16 protein-coding genes and 1 tRNA gene are annotated in these 25,096 nt (G+C 63.1%); 9 read left to right on the top strand and 8 right to left on the bottom strand.

From position 1 onward, the window contains the following. Nucleotides 1-37 precede the first annotated feature (37 nt). Nucleotides 38-514 (bottom strand): hypothetical protein, encoded by a 477-nt coding sequence (locus SALLO_RS15610; RefSeq protein WP_157621300.1) that lies wholly within the window; start codon nucleotides 512-514, stop codon nucleotides 38-40. Nucleotides 515-869: 355 nt separating this feature from the next. On the opposite strand from SALLO_RS15610, the gene SALLO_RS0106030 reads away from it, so the two are divergent. Both SALLO_RS0106030 and SALLO_RS0106025 read left to right on the top strand, forming a co-directional pair. Then, nucleotides 870-1,550: a metal-dependent hydrolase gene (locus SALLO_RS0106030; protein WP_022835417.1), complete on the top strand. Its 681-nt coding sequence runs from the start codon at nucleotides 870-872 to the stop codon at nucleotides 1,548-1,550. Between the two features lie 144 nt (nucleotides 1,551-1,694). Beyond that, complete coding sequence (locus SALLO_RS0106025; RefSeq protein WP_022835416.1) at nucleotides 1,695-2,363, top strand: phosphoribosylanthranilate isomerase; 669 nt, start codon at nucleotides 1,695-1,697, stop codon at nucleotides 2,361-2,363. 18 nt (nucleotides 2,364-2,381) lie between these two features. Here the strand turns inward: SALLO_RS0106025 and murJ are convergent, their stop codons facing one another. Both murJ and SALLO_RS0106015 read right to left on the bottom strand, forming a co-directional pair. Further along, entirely contained in the window at nucleotides 2,382-4,085 is a 1,704-nt protein-coding gene (gene murJ, locus SALLO_RS15605; protein WP_022835415.1) for a murein biosynthesis integral membrane protein MurJ, read from the bottom strand. A gap of 3 nt (nucleotides 4,086-4,088) precedes the next feature. After that, nucleotides 4,089-4,586, bottom strand: a complete 498-nt coding sequence (locus SALLO_RS0106015) for a metal-dependent hydrolase (RefSeq protein ID WP_022835414.1) — start codon at nucleotides 4,584-4,586, stop codon at nucleotides 4,089-4,091. A gap of 153 nt (nucleotides 4,587-4,739) precedes the next feature. On the opposite strand from SALLO_RS0106015, the gene SALLO_RS0106010 reads away from it, so the two are divergent. Both SALLO_RS0106010 and SALLO_RS0106005 read left to right on the top strand, forming a co-directional pair. Continuing rightward, the gene (locus tag SALLO_RS0106010) at nucleotides 4,740-5,309 is read left to right on the top strand and encodes a gamma carbonic anhydrase family protein (protein WP_022835413.1); all 570 of its coding nucleotides are present in this window, start codon (nucleotides 4,740-4,742) and stop codon (nucleotides 5,307-5,309) included. A 17-nt stretch (nucleotides 5,310-5,326) separates the two neighbouring features. Then, nucleotides 5,327-5,402: transfer RNA gene (locus tag SALLO_RS0106005), tRNA-Arg, on the top strand. Nucleotides 5,403-5,435: 33 nt separating this feature from the next. On the opposite strand, the gene SALLO_RS0106000 is transcribed toward SALLO_RS0106005, so the two are convergent. Next, the gene (locus SALLO_RS0106000; protein ID WP_157621298.1) at nucleotides 5,436-5,714 is read right to left on the bottom strand and encodes a hypothetical protein; all 279 of its coding nucleotides are present in this window, start codon (nucleotides 5,712-5,714) and stop codon (nucleotides 5,436-5,438) included. Nucleotides 5,715-5,951: 237 nt separating this feature from the next. Between SALLO_RS0106000 and SALLO_RS0105995 the strand changes: the two genes are divergently transcribed. Further along, on the top strand, nucleotides 5,952-9,044 hold the full coding sequence (locus SALLO_RS0105995; RefSeq protein ID WP_022835411.1) for a type ISP restriction/modification enzyme: 3,093 nt from the start codon (nucleotides 5,952-5,954) through the stop codon (nucleotides 9,042-9,044). Between the two features lie 536 nt (nucleotides 9,045-9,580). On the opposite strand, the gene SALLO_RS0105990 is transcribed toward SALLO_RS0105995, so the two are convergent. Beyond that, on the bottom strand, nucleotides 9,581-11,101 hold the full coding sequence (locus tag SALLO_RS0105990; RefSeq protein ID WP_022835410.1) for an aminotransferase class V-fold PLP-dependent enzyme: 1,521 nt from the start codon (nucleotides 11,099-11,101) through the stop codon (nucleotides 9,581-9,583). A gap of 129 nt (nucleotides 11,102-11,230) precedes the next feature. Here SALLO_RS0105990 and SALLO_RS17700 point away from each other — a divergent pair, with 129 nt between their 5' ends. Beyond that, the gene (locus SALLO_RS17700) at nucleotides 11,231-12,034 is read left to right on the top strand and encodes a hypothetical protein (protein WP_022835409.1); all 804 of its coding nucleotides are present in this window, start codon (nucleotides 11,231-11,233) and stop codon (nucleotides 12,032-12,034) included. A gap of 88 nt (nucleotides 12,035-12,122) precedes the next feature. Here SALLO_RS17700 and SALLO_RS15595 read toward each other — a convergent pair whose 3' ends face one another. Next, on the bottom strand, nucleotides 12,123-12,788 hold the full coding sequence (locus SALLO_RS15595; protein WP_022835408.1) for a phasin family protein: 666 nt from the start codon (nucleotides 12,786-12,788) through the stop codon (nucleotides 12,123-12,125). Nucleotides 12,789-13,057: 269 nt separating this feature from the next. On the opposite strand from SALLO_RS15595, the gene clpB reads away from it, so the two are divergent. Further along, on the top strand, nucleotides 13,058-15,721 hold the full coding sequence (gene clpB, locus SALLO_RS0105975) for an ATP-dependent chaperone ClpB (protein ID WP_022835407.1): 2,664 nt from the start codon (nucleotides 13,058-13,060) through the stop codon (nucleotides 15,719-15,721). 112 nt (nucleotides 15,722-15,833) lie between these two features. Here clpB and glgX read toward each other — a convergent pair whose 3' ends face one another. Then, nucleotides 15,834-18,017 carry a glycogen debranching protein GlgX gene (gene glgX, locus SALLO_RS15590; protein WP_022835406.1) on the bottom strand — a complete coding sequence of 728 codons (2,184 nt, stop codon included), beginning with the start codon at nucleotides 18,015-18,017 and terminating at the stop codon, nucleotides 15,834-15,836. A 269-nt stretch (nucleotides 18,018-18,286) separates the two neighbouring features. Between glgX and SALLO_RS0105965 the strand changes: the two genes are divergently transcribed. Beyond that, nucleotides 18,287-20,311 carry an alpha-1,4-glucan--maltose-1-phosphate maltosyltransferase gene (locus SALLO_RS0105965; protein WP_228702782.1) on the top strand — a complete coding sequence of 675 codons (2,025 nt, stop codon included), beginning with the start codon at nucleotides 18,287-18,289 and terminating at the stop codon, nucleotides 20,309-20,311. A 49-nt stretch (nucleotides 20,312-20,360) separates the two neighbouring features. Then, on the top strand, nucleotides 20,361-23,729 hold the full coding sequence (treS, locus tag SALLO_RS15585; protein ID WP_040605730.1) for a maltose alpha-D-glucosyltransferase: 3,369 nt from the start codon (nucleotides 20,361-20,363) through the stop codon (nucleotides 23,727-23,729). Between the two features lie 3 nt (nucleotides 23,730-23,732). Here treS and purD read toward each other — a convergent pair whose 3' ends face one another. Continuing rightward, on the bottom strand, nucleotides 23,733-25,025 hold the full coding sequence (purD, locus tag SALLO_RS0105955; RefSeq protein WP_022835403.1) for a phosphoribosylamine--glycine ligase: 1,293 nt from the start codon (nucleotides 25,023-25,025) through the stop codon (nucleotides 23,733-23,735). Nucleotides 25,026-25,096: the final 71 nt, after the last annotated feature.

The raw sequence follows: 25,096 nt of genomic DNA, 5'->3' as shown, positions 1-25,096 counted from the left end.
GCACTATTTTTGTGAATTCGGCGTATAAAATAGCCGCCTATTGCATGATGTCATTGGATACCGAATATGAGCAGTTGGAGCGCCCCGGTGAAACGTTTGGGGCGTGCGGGATGGTGTCATACCGCGCCTTCCAGTCCCGAACGGTCTCGTCTGAAAGCGTCTCGACGACCGCTCCGATGTCGGTGAGGGTCTTGCGAATGCCGTTGAGCTCTTGCCGCATGATCATCTGTTCTTTTTCGGGCAGATATAAATCGATGACGGTCAGTTGATTTTTGACCACATCCGACAGCATCTGCCGCAATTCGGCGATGGTTTGCTCCCGCACGCGTTGCTGCCGCCGCCGCACGGTCCAAAAGATACCGGCGTGGATCATGCCCACCGCAATGGCTACGCTCGCCATAATTTGCCAAAAGAGAAGCCCCGTCGCGCCTGCGGCCATCGGGGCGCCGACAATGACGAGCAGTGCGGCTACACTGAGCCACCATTCGATATGATTGAGGAAGACCTGCTGCACGCGTTGTTGCGACATAAAAACGAGGGCCGTAAGGAGAGAAAACCATGCAGGCGGCAGGCGTTGTCTGACATCTCATCAGGGACTGCGCGCAGCTGGGCCGGTACAGACGTGTCAGATAAAGCCTACGTGAAGTACGCACATTCAAGATGGTACGCAGTGCCTTCAAATACAAAGGCGCAGTCGACATGTAATTCGTTCTTTACGTGTGTATCGGTGATCCGTCGACCGCTCACGTTTCACCACGCACGCCACGGGGACCTTTCAATGTTGTAACGCCCCGGCCTGAAGAGCACCTCTGCTTCGTTACGGTCGTACAGCGCAGTGACACGGGTCTTTTCATCATTCCGCAATCGCTATGACGCTTACATACTTCGGCCACTCCACTTTTCAGATCGAGACCGGCGGCACGACGTTGCTGTTCGATCCGTTCTTTAACGACAACCCGCACACCGAGACGGTGCCCGCAGACCTGTCGCCCGACGTAGTGTTGCTGTCGCATGCGCACTTCGATCACTACGCCGACATTGAGGGCGTGCTGGCGGCCAGCGATCCCACAGTAATTGGTACGTTTGAGGTCATTTCGCGCGTGGGGAGCGACTACGATCACGAGAAGGTGCAGCCCCTCAACGAAGGCGGAACGGTGCACTTTGACTGGGGCTCGGTGGAAGCTGTGCATGCGCGCCACACGTCGTCTTTCCCCGATGGAAGCTACGGCGGCGTGCCCGTTGGTTTTGTGCTGGAGCTTGCCGACCAGTGCGTGTACTACACCGGCGACACGGCACCTTTTGCCGAAATGCAGTGGATTGGCGATATGTATGACGTCGATCTGATGCTTGCTCCCATCGGCGATACCGTGACGATGGGCATTGAGGGCGCGCTGATGGCGGCGGATATGGTCGATCCGGCGTTGTTTGTGCCGGTGCACTACAACACCTTCCCCTTCAACCAGATTGACCTAGACGACTTCACGGAGGTCTTTGACGAGGCGGGCTTCGATACGCACATCATTCCGTTTGGTGGTACGCTGGAACGCTAGCGGCCGCAACCAAACCAAAGCAAAAACGCACGCGGACCCGTCGGCACGGCCGGCGGGTCCGTTTGTGGTTAGGGGATCAACCCGCGGGCCGCGCGGCTTCTGTTCCATACTGCTTGCCCTGCGCCCTCAATGCCCTGTATTCGTATGCCGGTACCTCGCATAAAAATCTGCTGCATTCAGCGTCCGGCTGAGGCGCGCGAAGCGGTGTTGGCTGGAGCAAACGCGCTCGGGCTTGTGTCGGCCATGCCCAGCGGGCCGGGTGTCATCGACGAAGCGACGGCGCGCGGGATTGCAGCCCAGGTGCCCCCGCCGGTGGCCACGTTTTTGCTGACCAGCGCGCAGCGCCCCGCCGCCATCATCGCGCAGCAACAGCGCATCGGCGCAACGGCGGTGCAGTTGTGTGATGCGATAGATCCGTCGGACGATAAGGCGCTCCGCAGGGCACTGCCGCGCACCCATTTGGTGCAAGTCATTCACGTACAAGGCCCCGCGGCCCGCGCAGAGGCGGCAGCGGCAGCACCGCATGTCGACGCGTTACTGCTCGATTCAGGGAATCCGCAGGCTGCGGTGAAGGAGTTAGGCGGCACGGGGCGCGTGCACGACTGGGCGATCAGCCGCACCATTCGTGATGCCGTAGACGTGCCCGTTTTTCTGGCGGGCGGCTTGCACGCGGGCAACGTGGCGGCAGCCATTGCGCAGGTGCGGCCGTTTGGGGTGGATGTGTGTAGCGGCGTGCGCACCAACGGCATGCTCGATGCCGAAAAGGTCCGGGCCTTTGTAGCGGCGGTGCAGGATACGCGTAGCGATGCGTAAGCGGCGATCCCTGACGCCCTACCACGGGAGGCGCCGGCGCAGCTGGTGCGTCCAGGCGCGGCCTTCGGGGAAGCCAAGCGCCGCGGCGCCCGCGAGGTAACAGCCCGCAAAGCTTCCGCCCACCAAGCCCGCCAGCACGAGCGGCGGCCACGCCGGCAGCATCCACCAGAGGCCCGTGCATAGCGCACCGACGATCGTAGCCAGCAGGCCCATCCGGCCGATGGCGCGCCACGGCAGGACGAGGGCCGGCAAGCGGGCGTGCAGGGCACGGCGGAGCCACCACAGCTCCATCCACGCCCCGGCGCTCGCGCCCAAGCCCAGCCCTACGGCGCCCAAAAACAGCGGCTCGCCCGCCAACGGATGGCCCACCACCGCCGTCAGCGCCACCCGATCGAGCAAAAACATGGCGGGCAGGGCCACGGCGGTCGAGACGCCCACGCGCCACGCGGCCACGCGGGCAGGCGTCTTCGTTTCCTCAACGGCGTAAAACGCATTTTGCAGCAGCCGCGCGAAGGTCGAGGCGAGGATGCCCAGCGCGTAGGCCCCCAGCACCAGCCACACGAGCCAGGTGCTGGCCACGCCAAACTGTCCGCGTTGCAGCAGGGCGGCCACCAGCAAGTAGCCAAACGATAGGTAGCCCACGACGGTGGGCACGGTGAGGAAGGCGATCTGGCGGAGCGAGCGCCGCACGCGTTCGGCAAACGTTTGCCGGGCCGCCGCCGTGAGGCGCGACAGCTCGGGCAGCTCGGAGGCCGCCACAGCCAGTCCAAATAGGCTGATGGGCAGCAGGTAGAACAGCTGCGCAAAGCGAAGGGCGCTGAGCGCGCCAACGGCCAGAAACGTGGCCAGGAAGGTATCGAGGTAGCTGGACAGCTGCACCACGCCGCGGCCCGCCACAACCGGACCAAACGCCCGCAGCGCATCGCGCACGCCGTGCACCTGGGTGGAAAGCGACAGGCGGAAGCCCGTGAGGTGGCGCGCCACAAACGGGAGCTGCACGCCAAACTGTAGCGCGCCGCCCACCAGGGCGCCGCCGCAGGCCGCGAGCACGAGCCGCGCGAGCTGGTCGGAGGCAAGGGCCGCGGGCGTCCAGGGCGTGCCCGTCCAGTACAGCGCGCCCGCCGCGAGGGCCGCGATAATGCTCACGTTCCACAGCGCAGGGGCCACGTACGGAATGAAAAACTGCCGGTGGCTGTTGAGGATGCCCAGCGCCCACGCCGCGAGGGTCGCCAGGCCTGCCATCGGAAAGATGATGCGCACCGCATCGACGAGCAGGTCCAGCCGGTTGATGGCGCGCGCGCCGGCGGCCACTTGGGCCGCATCGCCCACGTAGCCCGGTGCAAGGACGATGGCCAGCGGCCGCGCCGCCACCACGCCCACAATGACAAGCACGCCCACGATAGCCAAGAGCAGGCCAAAGATGGCCCCTGCGAAGCGGCCGGCCGCCTCGGGCGACTCCTCCTCCAACAGCCGGGTGTACACCGGAATGAAGGCCGCCGAGATCGTGCCCTCGCCCAGCAAGTTTTGGATCAGGTTGGGCGACTTGAACGCGACCTGCAGCACGTCGGTGAAGGCGCTTACGCCAAAGTAGTAGGCAAAGGCGCTCTCGCGCAGCAGCCCGGCCACGCGGCTCGACAGAATGCCCGCTGCCACCGACCCGGCGCGGCTGTCGGACGAAGCGGCAGACGGCTCGTTGGGGGGCGACGCGTCGGTCTCATCCATGAGCTATCGGGTGCGCTCCATGCCAGGAAAGACGCCGTCGAGCACCAGGTGGCTAAAGTAGCCGATGACCGCCGCCCCATAGAACGGCACGCCTACCAGCGGACGCTCGGGCATGTGGAAATACGGCAGTACGAGGATGGGCGCCGGGACGAGGAGCATGGCCCACCAGGTGTGGGTCCACCCGCGGTGCTTGCCCATGGCGGGTACGAGCGCAAAGAGGCCGAGGTAGGCCGCGTAGCGAAAGTGGCCCATCAGGATCAGGTAGAGGTCCGTCAGGAAGAACAGCACATAGAATACGCGTTGCCCCTTCGAGTCGGTGTCCACGTCGGGCCACAATCCGAACAAGAGGGCCAGCACAAAAACGCCCAGCGGATAGGCAAGGAGCTCCCACGCGGTGAACTGCTGATAGGCCGCGTTGATCGAAAAGACGTAAATCAGTGCTGCCACGTAGCCTGTACCAAATACGGAGGCACCGGCCACGTGTCCTTTGTATCCAGCCACGATGTGCGGAAGCGGTCTGTGCGAAAAGGCGTGGAATGGTATGTACGCCGCATGTGTGGCGGTGTGCCATAGGCCGGCAGGGCCGGGCGTTGCAATCCGGTGTGAAAATGCCGATGTTGCAGCGTCACACCCATCCACCGGTTTTCTGACGCCATGATCCGATCGTTTCTAGGGCAGCACCCGCGGTATAATGAAAGCAACTACATAGCCGACTCGGCGGTCGTGCTGGGCGACGTAACGTTGGGCGAGGGCGCGAGCATTTGGCACAACACCACCGTGCGGGGCGACGTGAACGCCATTCGCATCGGGAAGGCGTCGAACGTGCAGGACAACAGCTGCGTGCACGTCACCCACGGCACGGCCCCAACCGACGTGGGCGCGTACGTGACGATTGGCCACGGGGCCATCATCCACGGCTGCACGATTGAAGACACGGTGCTTGTAGGCATGGGCGCGACGGTGATGGATCATGCCGTGATTGGCACGTGCAGCATCGTGGGGGCGGGGGCGCTGGTTACCGGCGGTACCGAGGTGCCGCCCCGGTCGATGGTGCTGGGGCAGCCGGCGCGGGTGGTGCGCTCGCTCACGGACGCCGAGGTGGCGCGCATTCGGACGTATGCCGAGAACTACCTGCGGTACAGCGCGGCCCACGCGGGGCGCGAAGTCCCCGACGACAATCCGTGGTACGACCCGTCAGAAACACCGTGGCGCAACACGCAGTAACCGCGCACCGGCACGAAGCCCTCGTAGTTCAACTGGATAGAACGGCGGCCTCCTAAGCTGCAAATCCTGGTTCAAGTCCAGGCGAGGGTACCATGAACCGGCCGGGGGCGCTGCGTGCGGCGTCGCCTACGAGGACAAGGCGTCGCGCACCCAATCGTCGGCCGCACCCTCCAGGGTCAGCAGCTCGTGCGGCGGCACGTTGAAGTCGGTGTGCGCCCAATCGCCGTGTCCATTGCGCAGCGCGCGGTATTTCGAGCGGTATGCGTCCGGCCGTGCGGCGATGTCGGCGAGGGCGTCGGCCGCTGCGTCAACATCCGCCCGCGTATTGTACAGGCCGAGCGACACGCGCACCATGCCCGGTTGCTCCTGCGGCGTGCAGGTATCGAGGCAAGAGTCGGGAGCCACGCCGGTTGCATCGGCGATGCCCAGCAGTTGCCGTTTTAGCAATCGGGGCAGGCACCGGACGCAGCAGAGCAGACATGGCCCCGCGTCCCAATCCGGCCCCGTGGGTAGATCCTGCATCGTGTAAGTGTCCGGTAAACACCGCTTTTGCAGCCTCAATCTGTATCCCACGAAACGCACGTTGGGCCACAAGCGTGCGTGTATACGCGTGCTCACACATCCAAAACCTTCGCATCCCGCATGTCAAAACTGAACCTCAAGCCCTCTCATCAGGCCGTTCAGGACTATTACGACCAGCTTCAATCCTATGCCAACGTGGGGGCTGAACACGAAGGTGCTGTGCGCACGGCCTTTCGGGATCTGCTCAACCACGGGGGGCAGCAGATGGGTTGGACGCTCGTGCCTGAAAAGACGCTGCGCGAACGCAACATTCGTCCTGACGGCGTGCTGGTGGATCACTTCGATCTGCGCAAAGGCTTCTGGGAAGCAAAAGACAGCGCCGACGATCTCGACCGCGAGATCCAGAAGAAGATCGACAAGGGGTACCCGACCAGCAACATCATCTTTCAGGAGCCCAATCGGGCTGTGCTGGTGCAGGACGGCGGTGTTGTGTTCGATGCGGACATTACGGACCCGCAGCACCTTGTGGACTGCCTGCGGATGTTCTTTGACTACGAGGAGCCTGCCCATGAAGAGTGGGAAGCCGCTGTGTCCGAGTTCAAGGACCGCGTGCCCGACATCGGGCAGGCACTACGCGGTATCATTGAAGACGAGCTCGACCAAAACGCGAGCTTCCGGCAGGCATTCAGCGACTTCTTTGCGCTCTGCCAGCAGGCCATCAACCCGAACCTTTCGCGGGAGGCCGTGGAAGAGATGCTCATTCAGCACTTGCTCACAAGCCGCCTCTTCCGTACGGTCTTCCAGAATGATGCATTTGTGCGCCGCAACATCATTGCCCGCGAAATTGAGCAGGTCATTGATGCGCTTACGTCGCGTTCCTTTTCGCGCACCGAGTTTCTGAAGCCGCTTGACCGCTTCTATCTGGCCATCGAGAACGCTGCCGACGCAGCCACCGACTTTTCCGAGAAGCAAGAGTTTCTCAACACGGTCTACGAGCAGTTCTTTCAGGGCTTTGCGGTCGATGTAGCCGATACGCACGGCATTGTGTATACGCCGCAGCCCATTGTGGACTTCATGACGAACAGCGTGACCGGGCTTTTGCAGGAGGAGTTCGGCGTGTCTATTGGGGATTCGGGTGTGCATGTGCTCGACCCATTCACAGGCACAGGCAACTTCATTGTGCGCCTGATGCAAGAGATTCCCCGTCGCCAACTTCCGCAGAAATACGGGTCCGAGGGCGATCCCGAGTTGCACGCCAACGAAGTGATGCTGCTGCCTTACTACATCGCCTCACTCAACATTGAGCACGCCTACTACGAGCGCATGGGCACCTACGAGCCTTTTCAGGGCGTGTGCTTGGTGGATACGTTCGAGGCAGAAGACCAGCGCCAATCCCCGCAACTCTTCACGCCAGAGAACACCGAGCGCGTCAAGCAGCAGCAAGAGCAGTCCATCACCGTGGTGATTGGCAACCCGCCGTACAACTCAAAACAGGTTAATGCGAACGATAATAACCGAAATAGAACGTATGAACACGTGGATAGCCGGGTGCGAGAAACGTATGCATCTGATTCGTCAGCCACGAACAAAAATGCGCTCTACGATCCCTACGTGAAGGCGATTCGGTGGGCCACCGACCGGATTGGGGATGAGGGCATCGTGGCGTACGTGACAAATAGTAGCTTTGTCCATAAAAACTCATTCGATGGTGTTCGGAAACACCTGGCAGAGGACTTCGACGCGATCTACGTGCTGGACTGCGGCGGGAACGTCCGCAAGAATCCGAAACTCAGCGGCACCACGCACAACGTCTTCGGGATTCAGGTCGGCGTGAGCGTCACCTTCTTCGTGAAGCATGCAGACGGCGACCCCGAAACCTGCGACATCCGCTATTTTCGAATGGAGGAGTTCCTGACGAAAGAGGAGCGCTACGCGGTGATGAACGACGCCGAAGACTGGCGCGGCATCGCGTGGGACGAACTGGAACCGGATGCCAAGCACCGCTGGCTGGTGGAGCCGACGACGCGGGAGTTTGAGGCGTACATTCCCCTCGGCACGAAAGAAGACAAGAAGGCCGACTGGGGTGAGGCGGAGACGATTTTTGAGACGTACAGTCTTGGTGTCAACACGAACCGGGATGGCTGGGTGTACGACTTCGATAAAGCGGAGCTTCGCAACCGCATCAAGCAGTTCATTGCTACCTACAACGATGAAGTGCACCGCTGGGAGGTACGGAATGACCGTGATGCAAACCTGCGAGAGTTTTTGCTAAACGATGACAAGCAAATCAAGTGGAGCAGTAGTCTTCGTAGCGCAGCGAAACGCGGAAAGCGAGTAAATTACGATGCCGACAAAATCCGGCATGCACACTTCCGCCCTTTCTGCAAAAAACACCTCTATTTTGATCGGACGCTGGTACACCGAACCAGTCAGTTCCCCAAGGTGCTGCCTTCTCGTGAATCAGAGGAAGAGAGCGTCATTATCGCCCTTCGCACCACGAGCAATACGAAGGACTTCCACTGTCTCGCCACAGACCAGATTGCGGATCTCCACCTCACGGGCGATTCCCAATGCTTCCCCTTCTACGTCTACGACGAAGACGGCACAAACCGTCGGGAGAACGTGACCGATTGGGCGCTGGAGCGCTTCCGGTCGCACTATGACGATGCGACCATCACCAAGCGCGACATCTTCTACTACGTCTACGGCGTGCTGCACCACACAGGCTACCGTGAGCGCTACGAAGGCAACCTCAAGCGCCAACTCCCCCGCATCCCTTTTGCACCCGATACAGACGCATTTCGCGGCTTCGTGGAGGCCGGTGCGCAACTGGCCGAGCTGCACGTAGGCTACAAAGACGCGGAGCCGTATCCGCTGAATGAAGTGGAAGACGACGCTGCCAACTACGAGTGGCGCGTTGAGAAAATGCGGTTTCGCCAGAACAAGACTGCGATCAAGTACAACGACTTCCTCACGCTCGAAGGCATTCCCGAACGGGCACACGATTACCGTCTGGGGAACCGCAGCGCGCTGGAATGGCTCGTCAACCAGTACCGTGTGCGTACCTACAAACGCTACGACATCACCCACGACCCCAACGACCCCGACAACAAGTGGTACATCGCAGACCTCATCAAGCGCGTCACCACCGTCAGCGTAAAGACCGTGGACATCGTGGAGGGGCTGCCGGATTTGGGGTTGCCGGAGGAGTAATAAACTACATACCCCTCTGATCATACCACACATAGGGGACAGATCGGCCTTGAGCGCTTATAAGCCCGGTTTTCGCGGTCAAATAGGCCCCCTTATCTGCAAGTTGACACCCCCCTGTCTGCAATCTGAACACTTCCGCGCGCGAATGTAATGTAAGGAATGCGCGCAATACATAGAACACGCAGATAGTAGACCAGCCAGCAACAGCTTTTTCCCTCTGGCAGTCTCGTACCGAAAGGATCACGCAGCACGGATATTCCCTTACTAGCGCATCTTCACAGGTAAGCGAACAACATAACTTTGCCACAACCGCGAAATGTAGTGTGCGACCTAGGGCGCGCGCCGAACCCAAAGAATCATATTCACACCAAATCAGCATATAAAACCCCAAACCGCGACAGATAATGCAATGGAGCCTTATTTTATTTCCGGTAAGTCTATTACGTGCGATAACTTACTGATTGCCCTTTGGAATCCTGGTTCAAGTTCAGGCGAGGGTACCATGAACCGGCCGGGGGCGCTGCGTGCGGCGTCGCCTACGAGGACAAGGCGTCGCGCACCCAATCGTCGGCCGCACCCTCCAGGGTCAGCAGCTCGTGCGGCGGCACGTTGAAGTCGGTGTGCGCCCAATCGCCGTGTCCATTGCGCAGCGCGCGGTATTTCGAGCGGTATGCGTCCGGCCGTGCGGCGATGTCGGCGAGGGCGTCGGCCGCTGCGTCAACATCCGCCCGCGTATTGTACAGGCCGAGCGACACGCGCACCATGCCCGGTTGCGCCTGCGGCGTGCAGGTATCGAGGCAAGAGTCGGGGGCCACGCCGGTTGCATCGGCAATCCCCAGCAGCTGCCGCACGAAGGGTTGCGCACAGAAGCACTCGTTGCGCACCGCAATCCCGAAGTAGTCGTTCAGGATAGCCGTTACCAGGCCGTGGGGCAGTCCCTCCAGGTTAAACGTGAGCACGCCGATGCGCTCGGCCACCTCCAGCCGGTGCGAGCCGTACAGGTGCAAGCCGTCGATGGCGGTGAAGCGCTCCATGGCGTACTGCGTGAGGGCGCGCTCGTCCTCGGCAATCAGGTCCATGCCCACACGCTCCATCAAGAGGAGCATGCTGGCGAGCAGGAAGGCGCCCGGCAGGTTTGGCGTGCCGGTTTCTTCGCGGTCGGGCAGCGCGTCGGTGACAGTGTAGCGCTCGGTGTCGACAAACTCCACGATCCCGCCGCCCACTTCTTCCGGCTCGTGCCCGGCAAACAGGTCCTTGCGCGCCACGATGACGCCCGGACTGCCCGGCGCGTAGATCTTGTGGCCGCTCAGGCACACCACATCGAGGGCCTCGTCGTCGCGGTCGCCCGTTATGCGAATGGGGCTATGCGCCGCCGACTGTGCCGCGTCGACCACGCACAGCGCCCCCACGTCATGCGCGAGGCGCGCGATCTCGTGCACGGGGTTGGTGATGCCCGTGACGTTCGACGCTGCCGTGACGGCCACGTAGTTGAGCCGGTCGGCATGGGTGCGGATGGCACGGCGCAGGGCGTCCATGTCCACGCGGCCCGCTTCGCCGTCCGGATCGTGCGCAAGCGGCACGTGCACCACGCGGCCGGCGTGCTTGCGGTGCGGCAAATCGTTGGCGTGGTGCTCCATCATGGTCGTGATGACCACGTCGCGCGAGGGACGCTGCGCGGTAAGCACGCGCGCCATGCGGTTGAGGCCGCCCGTCACGCCCGTTCCGCAAAAGATGGCGGTGTAGGCTTCCGGCGCGCCCACAAAGCGGCGGACAATGGCGTGGGCCTCGTCGTAAAGGGCCGTCATGAGCGATGCCCCCATGTGCAGCTGCGAGTGCGTGTTGGCGTAGTGCTGCATCGCCCGGTCGGCCATGGCGCGGGCGGCGGTGCAGCGCAGGTTGGACGCGGCGCTGTCGAGGTAAATGCGCCGCTGACGGGTGCCATCGGCGCGTTCGTAGGTTGTGTCGAGCCCGTCGAACGAGGTGCGAAGCGCTTCCAGTAGCTGGAGACGCTCGGCGCGCGGGCGGTGTGTGGTGGCAGCGGGAACGGTAGAAAACATAGGGACGCGGCAATTCTTCAACAGGCACTCACAACATTCCAAAGATAGTTGTGCACATTGAGAAATGCAGGGGAGGTTATGCAAATTCTCCTGCGGCCTCGTGCTTTTTTGTCGAACGGTGCATGCCCCATGACGTGTGTTCGCGCAACCTATGTTCTGATGATCTTGTGGATGGCAACGGCGGCGCATAGCGCGGCGCAAACCATCTGGACGGCGCCGTATGTGCCCTCGCAGGTGGCGGTGGAGTGGATGCAGCCGTTGTATGACGACGCTACAGGCCGCTCGGGGCAGGCGGTGTTCGTGAGCGCTGGGTACCTGATCAACGAAAACATTGAGGTGGTTGCGGAAGTGCCGGTGTCGGTAAATGCCGCTGTCGCCGGAGGCGCCGCCACGTCCACGGTTGGAAATCCGTACCTGGGGCTGCGGCTCGCCGGGGTCGACTGGCCGTTTTTGGTGGAGGTCGGCGGGCGCTTGGGCCTTGCCTCGTTTGGCGGCGCGGCCGGGCTCGATCCGTTGGCGAGCGTGGGGCGCACCAAGGCGTTCGTGCCCGAGGAGTACAGCGGGCATTTGGCGCTCAACGGGCGGCTGCAGCTGGGCGAGAAGCTAACCGCGCGGTTGCGCGCGGGCCTCGTGTATGCCGAGCATCCCACGGCGCCATCGGGGGCCACGACCGAGCAGGCTGTTCGGTCGCACTACAGCGTGCAGTTCTGGCGCGAAGATGAGTGGGTGACGATTGGTCTTGCGGGCAGCGCCCGAACGGTGCTCACCACGCAGCCCGGCCCCAATACCCTCTTTTACGCCACGGGCACCGTCATCTTTAACACGCCGTACGTTCGGCCCGGACTTTTCTTGAGCAGCCCCATCAACTCGACCGTGCGCAACACGGCGCCGTACGTGCTGGGCCTTTCGTTGTCTACCAGCCTGTTCCGATAGAGCGCGGGCGGCGGTACCAAAAAAACGCCCGCCTGCCACAAGAGCAGACGGGCGTCGTACAGCGTTGGGTTGGATCTACGAGGCCCGGTTAGGCATCGTCGCCGTCGTAGGAGAAGGTCTCCTGCACCGAGCGATCTTGCTTGTGCACGATCAGCTCACTGGGCGCGTGCTTCTTCGCAACGGAGCGGGCGGCATCCACTGCTTCCTTCTTCGTGTCGTACACGCCCGCGGCTTGCTCCGCCGACTCACGCTTCACGGCCCAGCCGTCTTCGTGCGGAATGACGTGGTACACCGTCGTCGTGGCATCCTGCGCCGCGGCTTGCGCGTCCAGGAGCGCCGACAGGTCGTCGAGCTTCTTCGAAAGCGCGCCCACCTTCTCCGAGAGCCCCTGCACCTCGTCGCGCGTCGGGACGCCCAGGCGGCCCAGCGCACCGGTAAGCGTTTCGTTGACGGCTTTGCTCACCGTCTCGGTGGTCTTGTTGACGCTTTCGGTCACGTTCTTGCTGATGGTCTCCTGCTGCTTGCGCAGGTCGTTGGCCACGTCATCAATTTGGTTGCGGCGCTTGCCTTCGTAGGTTTTGCCGCGTTCGACCAGCGACTTAAACACCTTGTCGCCCTCTTCTTCGAGGCGCGACAGGGCACCGAGGCCCGCCAGCCATACCTCACGGGCGCGGCCGCTCAGCTCCTTCGTCACGTTCGACAATTCTTGCGGCAGCTGATTCGTTTGCTTCTGTTTGGTTTCTTGCGTGCTCATAACAGGTAGGGATAAAATGCAAAATACTGTGGCAAGGCAACTGCGCGTACTGCATATCCTTGAATAACGCGCTGCGTCATAAGGTTTCAAAAGAGCGGTAACGCGCCGCGTCATTTTACAATACGTTCATGCGACGCGCCCTGCCTCCGCGTGCTGTCATTTTGGCGGATTGGCGGGTGTGGTATGCTTTTGGTTCCGTTATGCGGTGAACGATGCAGGACATGCGCCTGCTGCTCCCCCATTACCGTCATCAATCACTCCCACATCGTATGAACCTGCAAAAGTTTACCGTTAAGGCGCAGGAAGCTGTGCAGAAAGCGACCGAAATTGCGGCGTCGGCCCATCACCAAGGGGTGGCGCCCGCTCACCTGTTGGAGGCGTTCGTGGGCGATCCCGAGAGCATTGCAACGTCCATTTTGCGGCGCCTGGGCGCTTCGGTGGAGGCGTTGCGGCAAACAGCCGAGGCCGAGCGCGAGAAACTGCCCACCGTTACCGGCGCTAGCGCGACGGGGCAGTACCTGAGCGAGGACCTCAAGAAGGTGTTCGACCGGGCCCGCGCCGAGGCCGATGTCATTGGCGACGAATACGTATCGACCGAGCATCTGCTCATTGGCCTGGTGGAAGGCAAAAACGCCATCGGCGACGCGCTGCGCGCGCAGGGCGCCACGAAGGACAAGATCATGCAGGTGCTAGGCGATGTGCGCGGCGGGCAGAGCGCCGACGATCCGCATGCGGAAAGCCGCTACGAGGCGCTCGACCGCTTCGCGCGCGACCTCAACGACCTGGCGCGTCAGGGCAAGATTGACCCGGTCATTGGGCGCGATCAGGAGATCCGGCGCGTGCTGCAAATCTTGAGCCGCCGCACCAAGAACAACCCGATCTTGGTGGGCGAAGCCGGCGTGGGCAAAACAGCGATCGCCGAAGGCATCGCCACGCGCATTGTGCACGGCGATGTGCCCGAGAGCATGCAGACGAAGCGCATCGTGGCGCTCGACATGGGGGCGCTCATCGCGGGCGCCAAGTACCGCGGCGAGTTTGAGGATCGCCTGAAGGCCGTTGTCAAGGAAGTGAGCGGCTCCGACGGCGAGCTCATCCTGTTTATCGACGAGATCCATACCCTTGTGGGCGCCGGTGCGGCCGAAGGCGCGATGGATGCGGCCAACATCCTGAAGCCCGCGCTGGCCCGCGGCGAACTGCGCGCCATTGGCGCCACCACGCTCGACGAGTACCGCAAGCACTTTGAGAAGGATCGCGCCCTGGAGCGCCGCTTCCAAAAGGTCATCATCGACGAGCCCTCGGTAGAGGACACCGTCTCCATTCTGCGTGGCCTAAAGGAGCGCTACGAGGTGCACCACGGGGTGCGCATTCAGGACAGTGCGCTCGTGGCCGCGGCCGACCTGAGCGAGCGCTACATCTCGGACCGTTTCCTGCCGGATAAGGCCATCGACCTGATCGACGAGGCCGCCGCGCAGCTCCGCATCGAAATCGACTCGATGCCTGCCGCGCTCGACCAGCTGGAGCGCGACATCCGGCAGCTGGAGATTGAGCGCGAGGCGGTGAAGCGCGATGAGGACGACGAGAAGCTCAACGATATCAACCGGCAGATTGCCGATCTCGAAGACGAGCGCGATGCCCTCAAGACGCGCTGGAGAGAGGAAAAAGACCTGATCCAGACCGTGCGCCGCGCGAAGGAGCAGATGGACAAGCTCCGCGTCGAGGCAGAAAATCTGGAGCGGGAAGGCAAGTACGATCGCGTCGCCGAAATCCGGTACGGCGAAATTCCGGAATTGGAGCAGGAGGCTGAAGCCGCCAACGAAAAACTGCAAGCCATTCAGGAAGACGGTGCGCTCCTCAAAGAAGAGATTGAAGGCGAAGACATTGCCGAAATTGTGGCGCGCTGGACGGGCATCCCCGTCAGCCGCATGATGGAGAGCGAGCGCCAGAAGCTGCTTCGCATGGAGGAGGAGCTCTCGAAGCGCGTGGTGGGCCAGCCCGAGGCCATCAAAGCCGTTGCGGATGCGGTGCGCCGCGGGCGCGCAGGGCTGCAGGAAGAATCGCGGCCCATCGGCTCGTTCATCTTTTTGGGCACCACAGGCGTCGGCAAAACGGAGCTCGCGAAGAGTCTAGCGGCGTTCTTGTTTAACGACGAGGACGCGATGGTGCGCATCGACATGAGCGAGTACCAGGAGCGCCACACGGCCAGCCGCCTGATTGGCGCGGCCCCCGGCTACGTGGGCTACGAGGAGGGCGGCCAGCTCACCGAAGCGGTGCGGCGGCGGCCCTACTCGGTGGTGCTGCTCGACGAGATTGAGAAGGCGCATCCCGAGATCTTCAACGTGCTGCTGCAGATGCTGGACGACGGCCGCCTGACGGACAACCAGGGCCGCACGGTCGACTTCACCAACACCATCATCATCATGACGAGCAACATGGGCTCGGAGGTCATCTCGGAGCGTATGGAGCTGGCATCGGACGATGGGCACCTGTCGGACGCCGAGCAGCAGAAGCTGGAAGAAGAAGTGCTGGCCCTGCTGAAGAAGCGGCTGCGTCCGGAGTTTTTGAACCGGATCGACGACATTGTGATGTTCCGCTCGCTGGGCCGCGAAGAGATCCGCGAGATCGTGGAGATTCAGTTCAACCGCATTGCGAAGATTGCGGCGAAGAGCCACGACCTCACGCTTACGCTCACCGACGAGGCCAAGGATTGGTTGGCCGAGCGCGGCTACGATCCGGCGTTTGGGGCGCGCCCGCTGAAGCGCGTCATGCAGCGCCAGGTCTCCAATCCCCTGGCCGAGGAGCTGCTAAGCGGCTGGATTGCAGACGGCGACACGGTGCGCATTGCCTACGACGCGAGCGCCGATGGGCTAACGTTTGAGACCGTGAAGCCCGAAGCGGCTGCGGCCCCCGCCACGAACGGCACCCCGCACGGTTGAGCCGAACCCTGTTCGGTCAAAACGACACCACAGCATTATCCGCCTACGCTAATGTAGGGACGATCCGCCGGAATGTAGGGACGACCCGCGGGTCGTCCCTACCACGGTAGGTCTAGCGTTCAGCCCGCAGGGCCGTGACGCTATGCGGATGCAGCGTTAGGGTGCCGCCCGCCACGCAGCGCGTTTTGTTGCGCACCATTTCGGTGAGCTCGTCGATGACGGTCCACGCCTCGCAGACGGGGTCGTCGTCGTGCGTTTCGGAAGGCAACGTGACGGTGACGGGGGCGTCGCCCTGGTTCATGAGCACGAGGAATGTGTCGTCGCGTACGGGTTCGCCGCGCGTGTTGGTGTCGGCGATGTGGCCGCGCAGCAAGAAGCCGAAGCAGCGCAGCCCGCCGTCGTTCCAGTCGGCGTCGGACATCTCGCGGCCGTCGGGGTGCCACCAGAGGGCATCGCCGGGGCCTTCTACTTCATCCCCCGCCGTAAGAAAGTGCCGCCGGTGAAAGCTAGGATGTGCCTTCCGGAAGGCAGTGAGGCGCTGCACAAACGTCAGAAACTTCTCCTCGCGGGCATCCAGGTCCCAGTCGTACCACGTCACCTCGTTGTCCTGGCAGTACGGATTGTTGTTGCCGCCGCGCGTGTGCGACAGTTCGTCGCCACCCAGTAGCATGGGCACGCCCTGCGAGAGGAGCAGCGTAGCAATGAGGCTGCGTTTGCGGCGCTCGCGGCACGCAACCACGTCGGGATCGTCGCTCGGTCCTTCCACGCCGCAGTTGGTGCTGAGGTTGTCGTTGTGGCCGTCGCGGTTGTTCTCGCCGTTGGCCTCGTTGTGCTTCCGCTCGTAGCTCACCAGGTCCTGCAGCGAAAAGCCGTCATGGGCCGTAATGAAGTTGACGGAGGCAAACGGCCGGCGCCCCGAGCGCTCGTAGAGGTCGCTCGACCCCGACACGCGCGTAGCAATTTCGCCCTGCAGCCCGCCGTCGCCGCGCCAAAAGCGACGCACCGCATCGCGGTAGCGGCCGTTCCACTCGGCCCATTGCCACGGAAAGCCGCCCACCTGGTAGCCGCCCGGCCCCACGTCCCACGGTTCGGCAATCAGCTTCACCTGGCTGAGCACCGGATCCTGCTGCACGATCTTGAAGAACGGCGCCAGCATGTTGATGTCGTAGAGCTCGCGCGCCAGGGCCGACGCAAGATCAAAGCGGAAGCCGTCCACGTGCATCTCGTTCACCCAGTAGCGCAGGCTGTCCATGATGAGCTGCAGGACGTACGGATCGCCGGGATCGAGCGTGTTGCCCGTGCCGGTGTAATCCATGTAGAACCGCTTGTCATCGGGATTTAGCTTGTAGTACGTGCGGTTGTCGATGCCGCGCAGCGAAAGCGTAGGCCCCATCTGATGGCCCTCGCACGTGTGGTTGTACACCACGTCGATGATGACCTCAAGCCCGGCGTCGTGCAGGGCGCGCACCATCATCTTGAAGTCGCGCACCGCGGTGATGGGGCCGTTGGTGGAGTACTCGGGCTCGGGCGCAAAGTAGGCCATCGTGTTGTAGCCCCAGTAGTTGCGCAGCCCCTTTTTGAGCAGATGCCGGTCTTGCAGCTTCGCGTGCACCGGAAGCAACTGCACCGTGGTGATGCCAAGATTTTGGAGATGGTCGATGATGGGCTCGGAGGCCAGGCCCAGGTACGTGCCGCGCAGGGGCTCGGGCACCTCGGGGTGGCGCTGCGTGATGCCCTTGACGTGCGTCTCGTAGATGATCGTCTCCTCCCACGGGATGGCAGGCGAGCGGTCGTTGCCCCACGAGAAGGTCTCCTCCACAACCGCCGCGAGCGGCGCGTAGGGGGCGCTGTCGGTCGTGCTAAACGACAGGTCTTTTTGCTCCTCGTCCGATACGTCGTAGCCAAAGAGGCTGTCGTCCCAGCGCAGCGGGCGCCCAATGGCCTTGGCGTAGGGGTCGAGCAGTACCTTGTTTGGGTTGAAGCGGTGGCCGTGGGCCGGATCGTACGGGCCGTACACGCGGTAGCCGTATAGCTGTCCGGGGCGCAGGTTCACGAGATAGCCGTGCCAGATGGGGCCGGTCCGCTCGGGCAACTCAAACACGAACGAGGGCTCGGTTGCATCTTTATGATCGAACAGCAACAATTCCACCTTTTCGGCATGTGCGCTATGCAGCGCAAAGTTGACCCCAATGCCGTCCCACATGGAGCCGCGCGGATAGGGTTTTCCGGGACGAATGCGCAATCCGCGCGGGGAGGAGACCGTGTCCACGCGTTGTTCAGCAACAAATTCTTCCATAAAACGGCATTCTGCGAGTGGGGAAATACGAACCGGCGGCGTTGGGCCTTACGGGATGCCGGGTAAAATATGCACGGCACCTTCATCCATCGAACAACCCCATGCGCATGTTCCTATGCACTACCGGCGCATCGTGCTATGAAGTCTCCGGTCTATTGCCTATCGTATGATCGGCGCATACGTGATCGGCGCGCACGCACAGCCGATGGGTTGCGTAGGAGCGGATGCGCCATCGCCTGTTTCTCTCCACCAACTGTTACGTCTCTTTCATGTCCACAGCACTTGAAGCAACAACGATGCCGTCGGATTGGTCGCGCATCATGATTACGTCCGTGCACCCGTCGGTGGATGGCGGGCGCTGGCCCATCAAGCGCGCCAAAGGCGAGTCGGTGCATGTGCGCGCCGGGGTGATCATTGACAGCCACGACGTGCTGACGGTGGAGCTGCAGCATCAGCCGCCGCAGACGACGGCGTGGACGACCGTGCGCATGACGCCGGAGGGCAACGACGAGTTTACGGCGTCGTTTGGTACGCACCAGCTGGGGCGGCATGCCTACCGCGTGCGCGCCTGGCTGAACCGCTTTGCGACGTGGCAGGATCAGTTTGCGCGCCGGGTGGACGGCGGCGAGTCGGAAGCGGAGCTGGCGAGCGAGCTGAAGGCAGGGCTCGATTTGGTGGCGCGGGCGCTGGAGGCAAGCGCGGGCCAAGACCGCGAGATGCTGGCGCGCTACCACGAGCAGATGCAGGACGGCCTGTACGACGCGGCCCTCAGCGAGGAGCTGGCGGCCCTGGTGCGCCGGTACGCGCCGCACGATCAGGAGACGGTGAGCGATACCTTTGAGGTGCTCGTCGATCCGGTGATTGCGCGCTCGGGGGCGTGGTACGAGTTCTTTCCGCGCTCGGCGGGCGACACGCCCGGGGCGCATGCTACGCTGGATGAAGCGGCAAAGCGCCTGCCCCGCATCAAGGAGTTGGGCTTCGACATTGTGTACCTGCCGCCGGTGCATCCCATTGGCGAAACGAATCGCAAGGGCAAAGACAACGCGCCCACCGCGGGCCCCGACGACCCCGGCAGCCCGTGGGCCATTGGCGGACCTACGGCCGACGGCACCTCCGGCGGCCACAAAAGCGTGCACCCGGCCCTGGGCGGCATTGAGGCGTTCGACCGCTTCGTGAGCGAGGCCGAAAGCCTTGGACTGAAAGTGGCCATCGACATTGCCTTCCAAACCTCGCCCGATCACCCGTACGTAGAAGAACACCCCGCGTGGTTTTACCATCGCCCCGACGGCTCCATCCGCTATGCCGAAAATCCGCCGAAGAAGTACCAGGACGTTTACCCCATCAACTTCGAAACCGACGATTGGCCGGCGCTCTGGCAGGAGCTGAAGAGCGTCTTCGAGTTCTGGATTGAACATGGCGTCACCATCTTCCGCGTGGACAACCCGCACACCAAGTCGTTTGCCTTTTGGGAATGGTGCTTGCAGGAGCTACGGAAGGATACGCCCGAACTCATTGTGCTGTCGGAAGCCTTTACGCAGCCGAAGACGATGTACGGGCTGGCCAAGCTCGGCTTCAACAACTCGTACACGTACTTCACGTGGCGCAACACGAAGCACGAGCTGGAAGACTACGCCCGTGAGCTCTTTCATACCGAAGTGGCCGAGTTCTTCCGGCCCAATTTTTGGCCCAACACGCCCGACATCCTGCACGATTATCTGGTGCACGGCGGCCGCGCGGCTCACAAGGTGCGCTTTGTGCTGGCGGCTACGCTGTCGAGCGCCTACGGCGTGTACGGCCCGCCCTACGAACACGTGTTCAACGTGCAGCACCCCGACCGCGAGGAGTACGCACAGAACGAGAAGTACGAGATTCGCACCTGGAACTGGAACGACCCGTCGTCGCTGCAGCCGTTCATGCAGAAGGTAAACGCGGCCCGCGCGCAGAACCCGGCGCTCCGCCAGATGCGCACCATCCAGTTTCATGACACTCAAAACCTGAACCTGCTGGCCTACACCAAAGAAACGGCCGACAACCTCGTGCTGGTGGTGGCCAACCTCGACCCGCACCATGTCCAAGAGGGCCAGGTGGTGCTGCCGCTGCATGAGCTAGGCCTGCCGCACGATCAGCCGTACGACCTGACCGACGTGCTGCACGACGCCCACTACACGTGGCAGGGCGCTGCAAATTATGTGCGCCTCGATCCGGGCCACACCCCGGTGCACCTGTTTCGGATTGCCCGGCACGGCCATCATGAAACGCAGCATCCGGTGTATCATCGCCCCGTGCACGCATAACACCCACGCACTCGCCTCTAAACGCCCCGAAAGCCTTCCCCTACGCCGCATGCCTGATCGATTTCTCGACGACCCGCTCTGGTACAAAGACGCCGTCATCTATGAGCTGCACGTCCGCTCATTCAACGATGCCAACGACGACGGATTTGGTGACTTCCAGGGGTTGCGCGAGCGGTTGCCGTACCTGGAGCGCCTGGGCGTAAATACGCTGTGGCTGCTGCCCTTCGTCGAGAGTCCGCTGAAAGACGACGGCTACGACACCTCCGATTACACGAAGGTGCTGCCCATCCACGGCGACCTGGACGACTTCCAAGCCTTCCTGGACGAGGCGCACGCCCGCGACATGCGGGTGGTGACCGAGCTGGTGCTCAACCACACCTCCGACCAGCATCCGTGGTTTCAGGAAGCGCGCGACCCCGCCTCCGACAAGCACGACTGGTACGTGTGGAGCGAGACGGAAGAGAAGTACGAAGATGTACGCATCATCTTTACCGATACCGAGGATTCGAACTGGACGTGGGACCCCAAGGCGCAAAAGTACTACTGGCATCGCTTCTTTAGCCATCAGCCGGACCTTAACTACGACAACCCGGCGGTGCGCGAGACGATGAAGGAGGTGATGTTCTTCTGGCTCGACATGGGCGTCGATGGGTTGCGGCTCGACGCGGTGCCGTACCTGTTCGAGCGCGAAGGCACCAACGGCGAGAACCTGCCCGAAACCATCGATTACGTGAAGGAGCTGCGCGCGGCCATCGAGGCGCGCTACGGGCCCGGCAAGGTGCTGCTGGCCGAGGCCAACCAATGGCCGGAGGACACGCTGCCGTACTTTGGCGATGCCGACGCCGAGCAAAGCACCGGCGTGCAGATGGCGTTCAACTTCCCGATTATGCCGCGCATGTACATGGCCCTGCGGCGCGAAAACCGGCGCCCGCTGGTAGAGATGCTGGAGCAAACCCGCGACATCCCCGACGATGCGCAGTGGGCCATCTTCTTGCGCAACCACGACGAGCTGACGCTCGAAATGGTGACCGACGAGGAGCGCGACTACATGTACAACGAGTACGCTGCCGAAGACCGCTTCCGGATCAACGTGGGCATTCGGCGGCGGCTTGCGCCGTTGCTGGGCGGCGAGCGCCGGCGCATCGAGCTGATGAACGCGCTGCTCTTTTCGCTTAAAGGCAGCCCTGTCGTGTATTACGGTGACGAAATTGGGATGGGCGACGATCCGTTCCTGGGCGACCGCAACGGCGTGCGCACGCCCATGCAGTGGAGCCCCGACCGCAACGGCGGATTCTCGCGGGCGCCGCATCATAAGCTGTTTATGCCGCCCATCAACCGGGGGCAGTACAGCTACGAGTTTGTGAATGTGGAGGATGCCGAGCGCGACCCGCATTCGCTCCTGCACTTTATGCGCCGCCTCATCACGCTGCGTCAGCAGCACAAGGAAGTGTTTGGGCGGGGCACGCTGGCGCTCATTCCGGTCGACAACCAGCGGGTCCTCACGTTTGTGCGGGCGCATGAGGGCGAGCAGATTCTGGTGATGGCCAACCTCTCGCGGTTCGCGCAGTCGGTTACGGTGCCGCCCCACGAGGCGCTGGCCGGACACGCGCCGGTGGAGCTGCTCGGCCAAACGGCCTTTCCCCAATTCGAGGCCGACGAGGACTATCACATGGTGCTGGCGCCGCACGGCTTCTACTGGTTCAAGCTGACGCCGGCGGACGACCTGCAGCGCGAAAGCGAGCGCCGGCGCGGCCTGCGCATCGAGACGGGCCCCAACGGCCACGAGCTGCCGGTGCTGCGGGTAAGCGAAGGGCTGCAGAACTTGCTTGTGCCCACCATGGCCCGCGACCGTGGCCCCGAACAACTCGAAGCGCTCTTGCCCGACTTCATCCAGAAGCAGCGATGGTTTGGCGGCAAAAGCAGCGCGGTCGATGACGTGTACGTGGCCGATGCAGTGCGCCTGCACACCAACCCCTCCATTTACCTCTCCATTCTCGCGGTGGAGACGGCCGAGGGCACGTCGCTGTACACGCTGCCGCTCACGGTGGCGCGCGTGGCCGAGGCCACGCATGTGCTGGAAGACCACCCGACGGCCGCGGTCGCCTGGATCGACATTGAAGACGACGGGCGCTATCTCGTGTACGACGCCACGGTGAACGAGCACTTCTGGGCCGTGCTGTTCCAGTGGTGGCAATCGAACAGCAAGCGCCGCTCCCTGAAGGGCTTGTACGTGGCCGAACCTTCGGAGGCCGTGGCCGCTGCCGATCCCGAGAACGTACGGCTCCTCACCGGCGAGCAAAGCAACACCTCGGCCATCGTAGGCGATCAGTTCTTCGTCAAGCTCTACCGCCGCCTCGAAGAAGGCATCAACCCCGAGCAAGAGCTGCTGGACCACCTGACGTCCGTCGACTTCACGTTTGCGCCGCGGCTGCACGGTACCATGCAGTTCCGCCAGGGCGATCAGCGCTTTACGCTGGGCATCCTGCAGGAGGCGCTGCCGGTGGAGACGGACGGCTGGAATTATGCGCTGGACAGCACCACGCGCTTTCTGGACCGCGTGGCCCAAACGCGCTTCCCGGGCGAGGCCCGCTTGCACACCGATGGCACGCACTACGGCCCAACCGACGACGCGGTGGTGCCGGTGTGGCTGGAGGAGGTGGCCCCCGAAATGATTTCGCTGGCCCGCGTGCTGGGCGTGCGCACTGCCGAGATGCACCGCGCGTTGCACCAAGGCACCACCGAAGCGCTGCGTCCGCAGCCCGCCGATGACGGCACAGGCGCGGCCCTCGCGGCGCGCATCCGCGATGAGGCGCAAGCCACCCGCGACCTGCTCGCCGACCGCGCGCACGACGAGGCGCTGCGCAAAATGTCCCTTCCGCAGGCCTCCGACTGGGCCGCGGCGCTCGATCGCATCGAGCAGCTGGCCGAAATCCGCGCGACCCCCGATCATATTCGCATCCACGGCGACTACCACCTCGGACAGGTGCTGCGCGCCGATGGCGATTTCTACCTCTTGGATTTTGAGGGCGAGCCGGCCCGCTCCATTGCGGCGCGGCGGCAGCGCGACAACGCCCTGCGCGATGTGGCGGGGATGTTGCGTTCGCTGGAGTACGCCGTGCTGGCGGCCTGGCAAGACCGTGCCGCCCTCGACGCGGCCTTCGAGCCGTGGATCGACGCCCTCATCCAGTGGTCCGATGTCGTATTTCTCGACGCCTACGCCGACACCGCGCGCGATGCCGCGTTTTTGCAACCGAAGCCCTCACGCTATGATGTGCTGTGGGCGTACCTCTTTGAGAAGGCCCTCTACGAAGTGCGCTACGAGCTGAACCACCGCCCCTCGTGGGCGTGGCTGCCGCTGCGCGGACTCAACCGCTTGCTGCACACCGAAGCCCGCAGCGCCCCATCGGCCTCGTCGTAAGGATCACTCCGCGGTCTGGTGCATGAGGCCCTTTTGGCCGATATCGCGCCGCACGGTCTTGCCCTCAAACTCGATCGCCTCAACGCCACGGTAGGCGCGCTCCAGGGCGTGCTCCAGCGTATCGGCCACGCCCACCACATTGCACACGCGTCCGCCAGCCGTAACCAGCGTGCCATCATCGGCGCGGGCCGTGCCGGCGTGAATGACGTGCACGCCTTCTACCGTTTCTGCGTCCTCGATGCCGGTGATGGGGAATCCGGTTTCGTAGTCGGTTGGATAGCCGCCCGAGGCCAGCACCACGCAGGCCGCAGCGCCATCGCGCGCCTGGACGGCGGTGCCGCGCAGTTCGCCCTGGGCCACCTGCATGAAAAGATCGCCCACGTCGTTCGCGATGAGCGGAAGCACCACCTGGGCCTCGGGGTCGCCCAGCCGGCAGTTAAACTCAACCACCTTGGGGCCTGCGTCGGTCATCATCAGGCCGCAGTACAAAATGCCCTGATACGGATGGCCCTCCGCCGCCATGCCCGCGAGGGTGGGTTCGATGATGGTGCGGCAGATGGTTGTGAGGCGCCCGCCGCTCACTACCGGCGCGGGCGCATAGGCCCCCATGCCGCCGGTGTTGGGCCCCACGCCGCCTTCGCCGATGGCTTTGTGATCTTGCGAGGGGGTCAGCAGCACGTAGCGGTCGCCATCGGTGAGCGCAAAGACGCTGGCTTCCTCGCCGGTCATAAACTCCTCGATGACGATCTGGTCGCCGGCGGTGCCGAAGGCCCGATCCTCCACGATGGCATCGAGGGCGTCGTGCGCTTCCTGGCGTGTGGCGCACACGAACGCGCCCTTGCCGCCGGCCAGGCCGCTCGCCTTTACCACGATGGGCACCGGCTGGGCGTCCAGGTACGCGCGGGCCGCGTCGGCGTCCGCCGCGCTGAACGTTTTGAAGGCAGCCGTGGGGATGTTGCAGCGCTGCATGAACGCCTTGGCAAACGCCTTGCTGCCCTCCAGGCGGGCCGCAGCCTGCGAGGGGCCCACCACCGCATGCCCGGCGTTGCGCAACCGGTCGGCGACGCCGTCTACCAGCGGCTGCTCGGGGCCAATGACGGTCATGTCGATGGCATGCGTCGCCACGAGGTCCAGCACTGCCGGTCCGTTGGTGGCGGCGACGTCGAGGGTGGTGCCGAGGGCGGCGGTGCCCGGGTTGCCGGGCGCAACGAACAACGCCTCAACAGACGGCGAAGCAGCAAACGCACGAGCGAGGGCATGCTCGCGTCCACCGCTGCCAAGAATCAGAATGCGCATGCGAATGAGCCTTGAGAAAAAAGAGTGCGGGCGAACCTTTCGGTGCAGACGCAGGGTTGAGAGTCCTGCGC

Origin of the sequence: Salisaeta longa DSM 21114, from assembly GCF_000419585.1 — a bacterium.
GTDB classification, from domain to species: domain Bacteria; phylum Bacteroidota; class Rhodothermia; order Rhodothermales; family Salinibacteraceae; genus Salisaeta; species Salisaeta longa.
This window is presented reverse-complemented; position numbering and strand designations above follow the sequence as displayed.

Bases quoted from the DNA above. Each gene is read 5' to 3' on its own strand.
- SALLO_RS0106030 (WP_022835417.1), top strand. From the start codon at position 870: ATGACGCTTACATACTTCGGCCACTCCACTTTTCAGATCGAGACCGGC.
- SALLO_RS0106025 (WP_022835416.1), top strand. From the start codon at position 1,695: ATGCCGGTACCTCGCATAAAAATCTGCTGCATTCAGCGTCCGGCTGAG.
- murJ (WP_022835415.1), bottom strand. From the start codon at position 4,085: ATGGATGAGACCGACGCGTCGCCCCCCAACGAGCCGTCTGCCGCTTCG.
- SALLO_RS0106010 (WP_022835413.1), top strand. From the start codon at position 4,740: ATGATCCGATCGTTTCTAGGGCAGCACCCGCGGTATAATGAAAGCAAC.
- SALLO_RS0105995 (WP_022835411.1), top strand. From the start codon at position 5,952: ATGTCAAAACTGAACCTCAAGCCCTCTCATCAGGCCGTTCAGGACTAT.
- SALLO_RS0105990 (WP_022835410.1), bottom strand. From the start codon at position 11,101: ATGTTTTCTACCGTTCCCGCTGCCACCACACACCGCCCGCGCGCCGAG.
- SALLO_RS17700 (WP_022835409.1), top strand. From the start codon at position 11,231: ATGACGTGTGTTCGCGCAACCTATGTTCTGATGATCTTGTGGATGGCA.
- SALLO_RS15595 (WP_022835408.1), bottom strand. From the start codon at position 12,788: ATGAGCACGCAAGAAACCAAACAGAAGCAAACGAATCAGCTGCCGCAA.
- clpB (WP_022835407.1), top strand. From the start codon at position 13,058: ATGAACCTGCAAAAGTTTACCGTTAAGGCGCAGGAAGCTGTGCAGAAA.
- glgX (WP_022835406.1), bottom strand. From the start codon at position 18,017: ATGGAAGAATTTGTTGCTGAACAACGCGTGGACACGGTCTCCTCCCCG.
- SALLO_RS0105965 (WP_228702782.1), top strand. From the start codon at position 18,287: ATGTCCACAGCACTTGAAGCAACAACGATGCCGTCGGATTGGTCGCGC.
- treS (WP_040605730.1), top strand. From the start codon at position 20,361: ATGCCTGATCGATTTCTCGACGACCCGCTCTGGTACAAAGACGCCGTC.
- purD (WP_022835403.1), bottom strand. From the start codon at position 25,025: ATGCGCATTCTGATTCTTGGCAGCGGTGGACGCGAGCATGCCCTCGCT.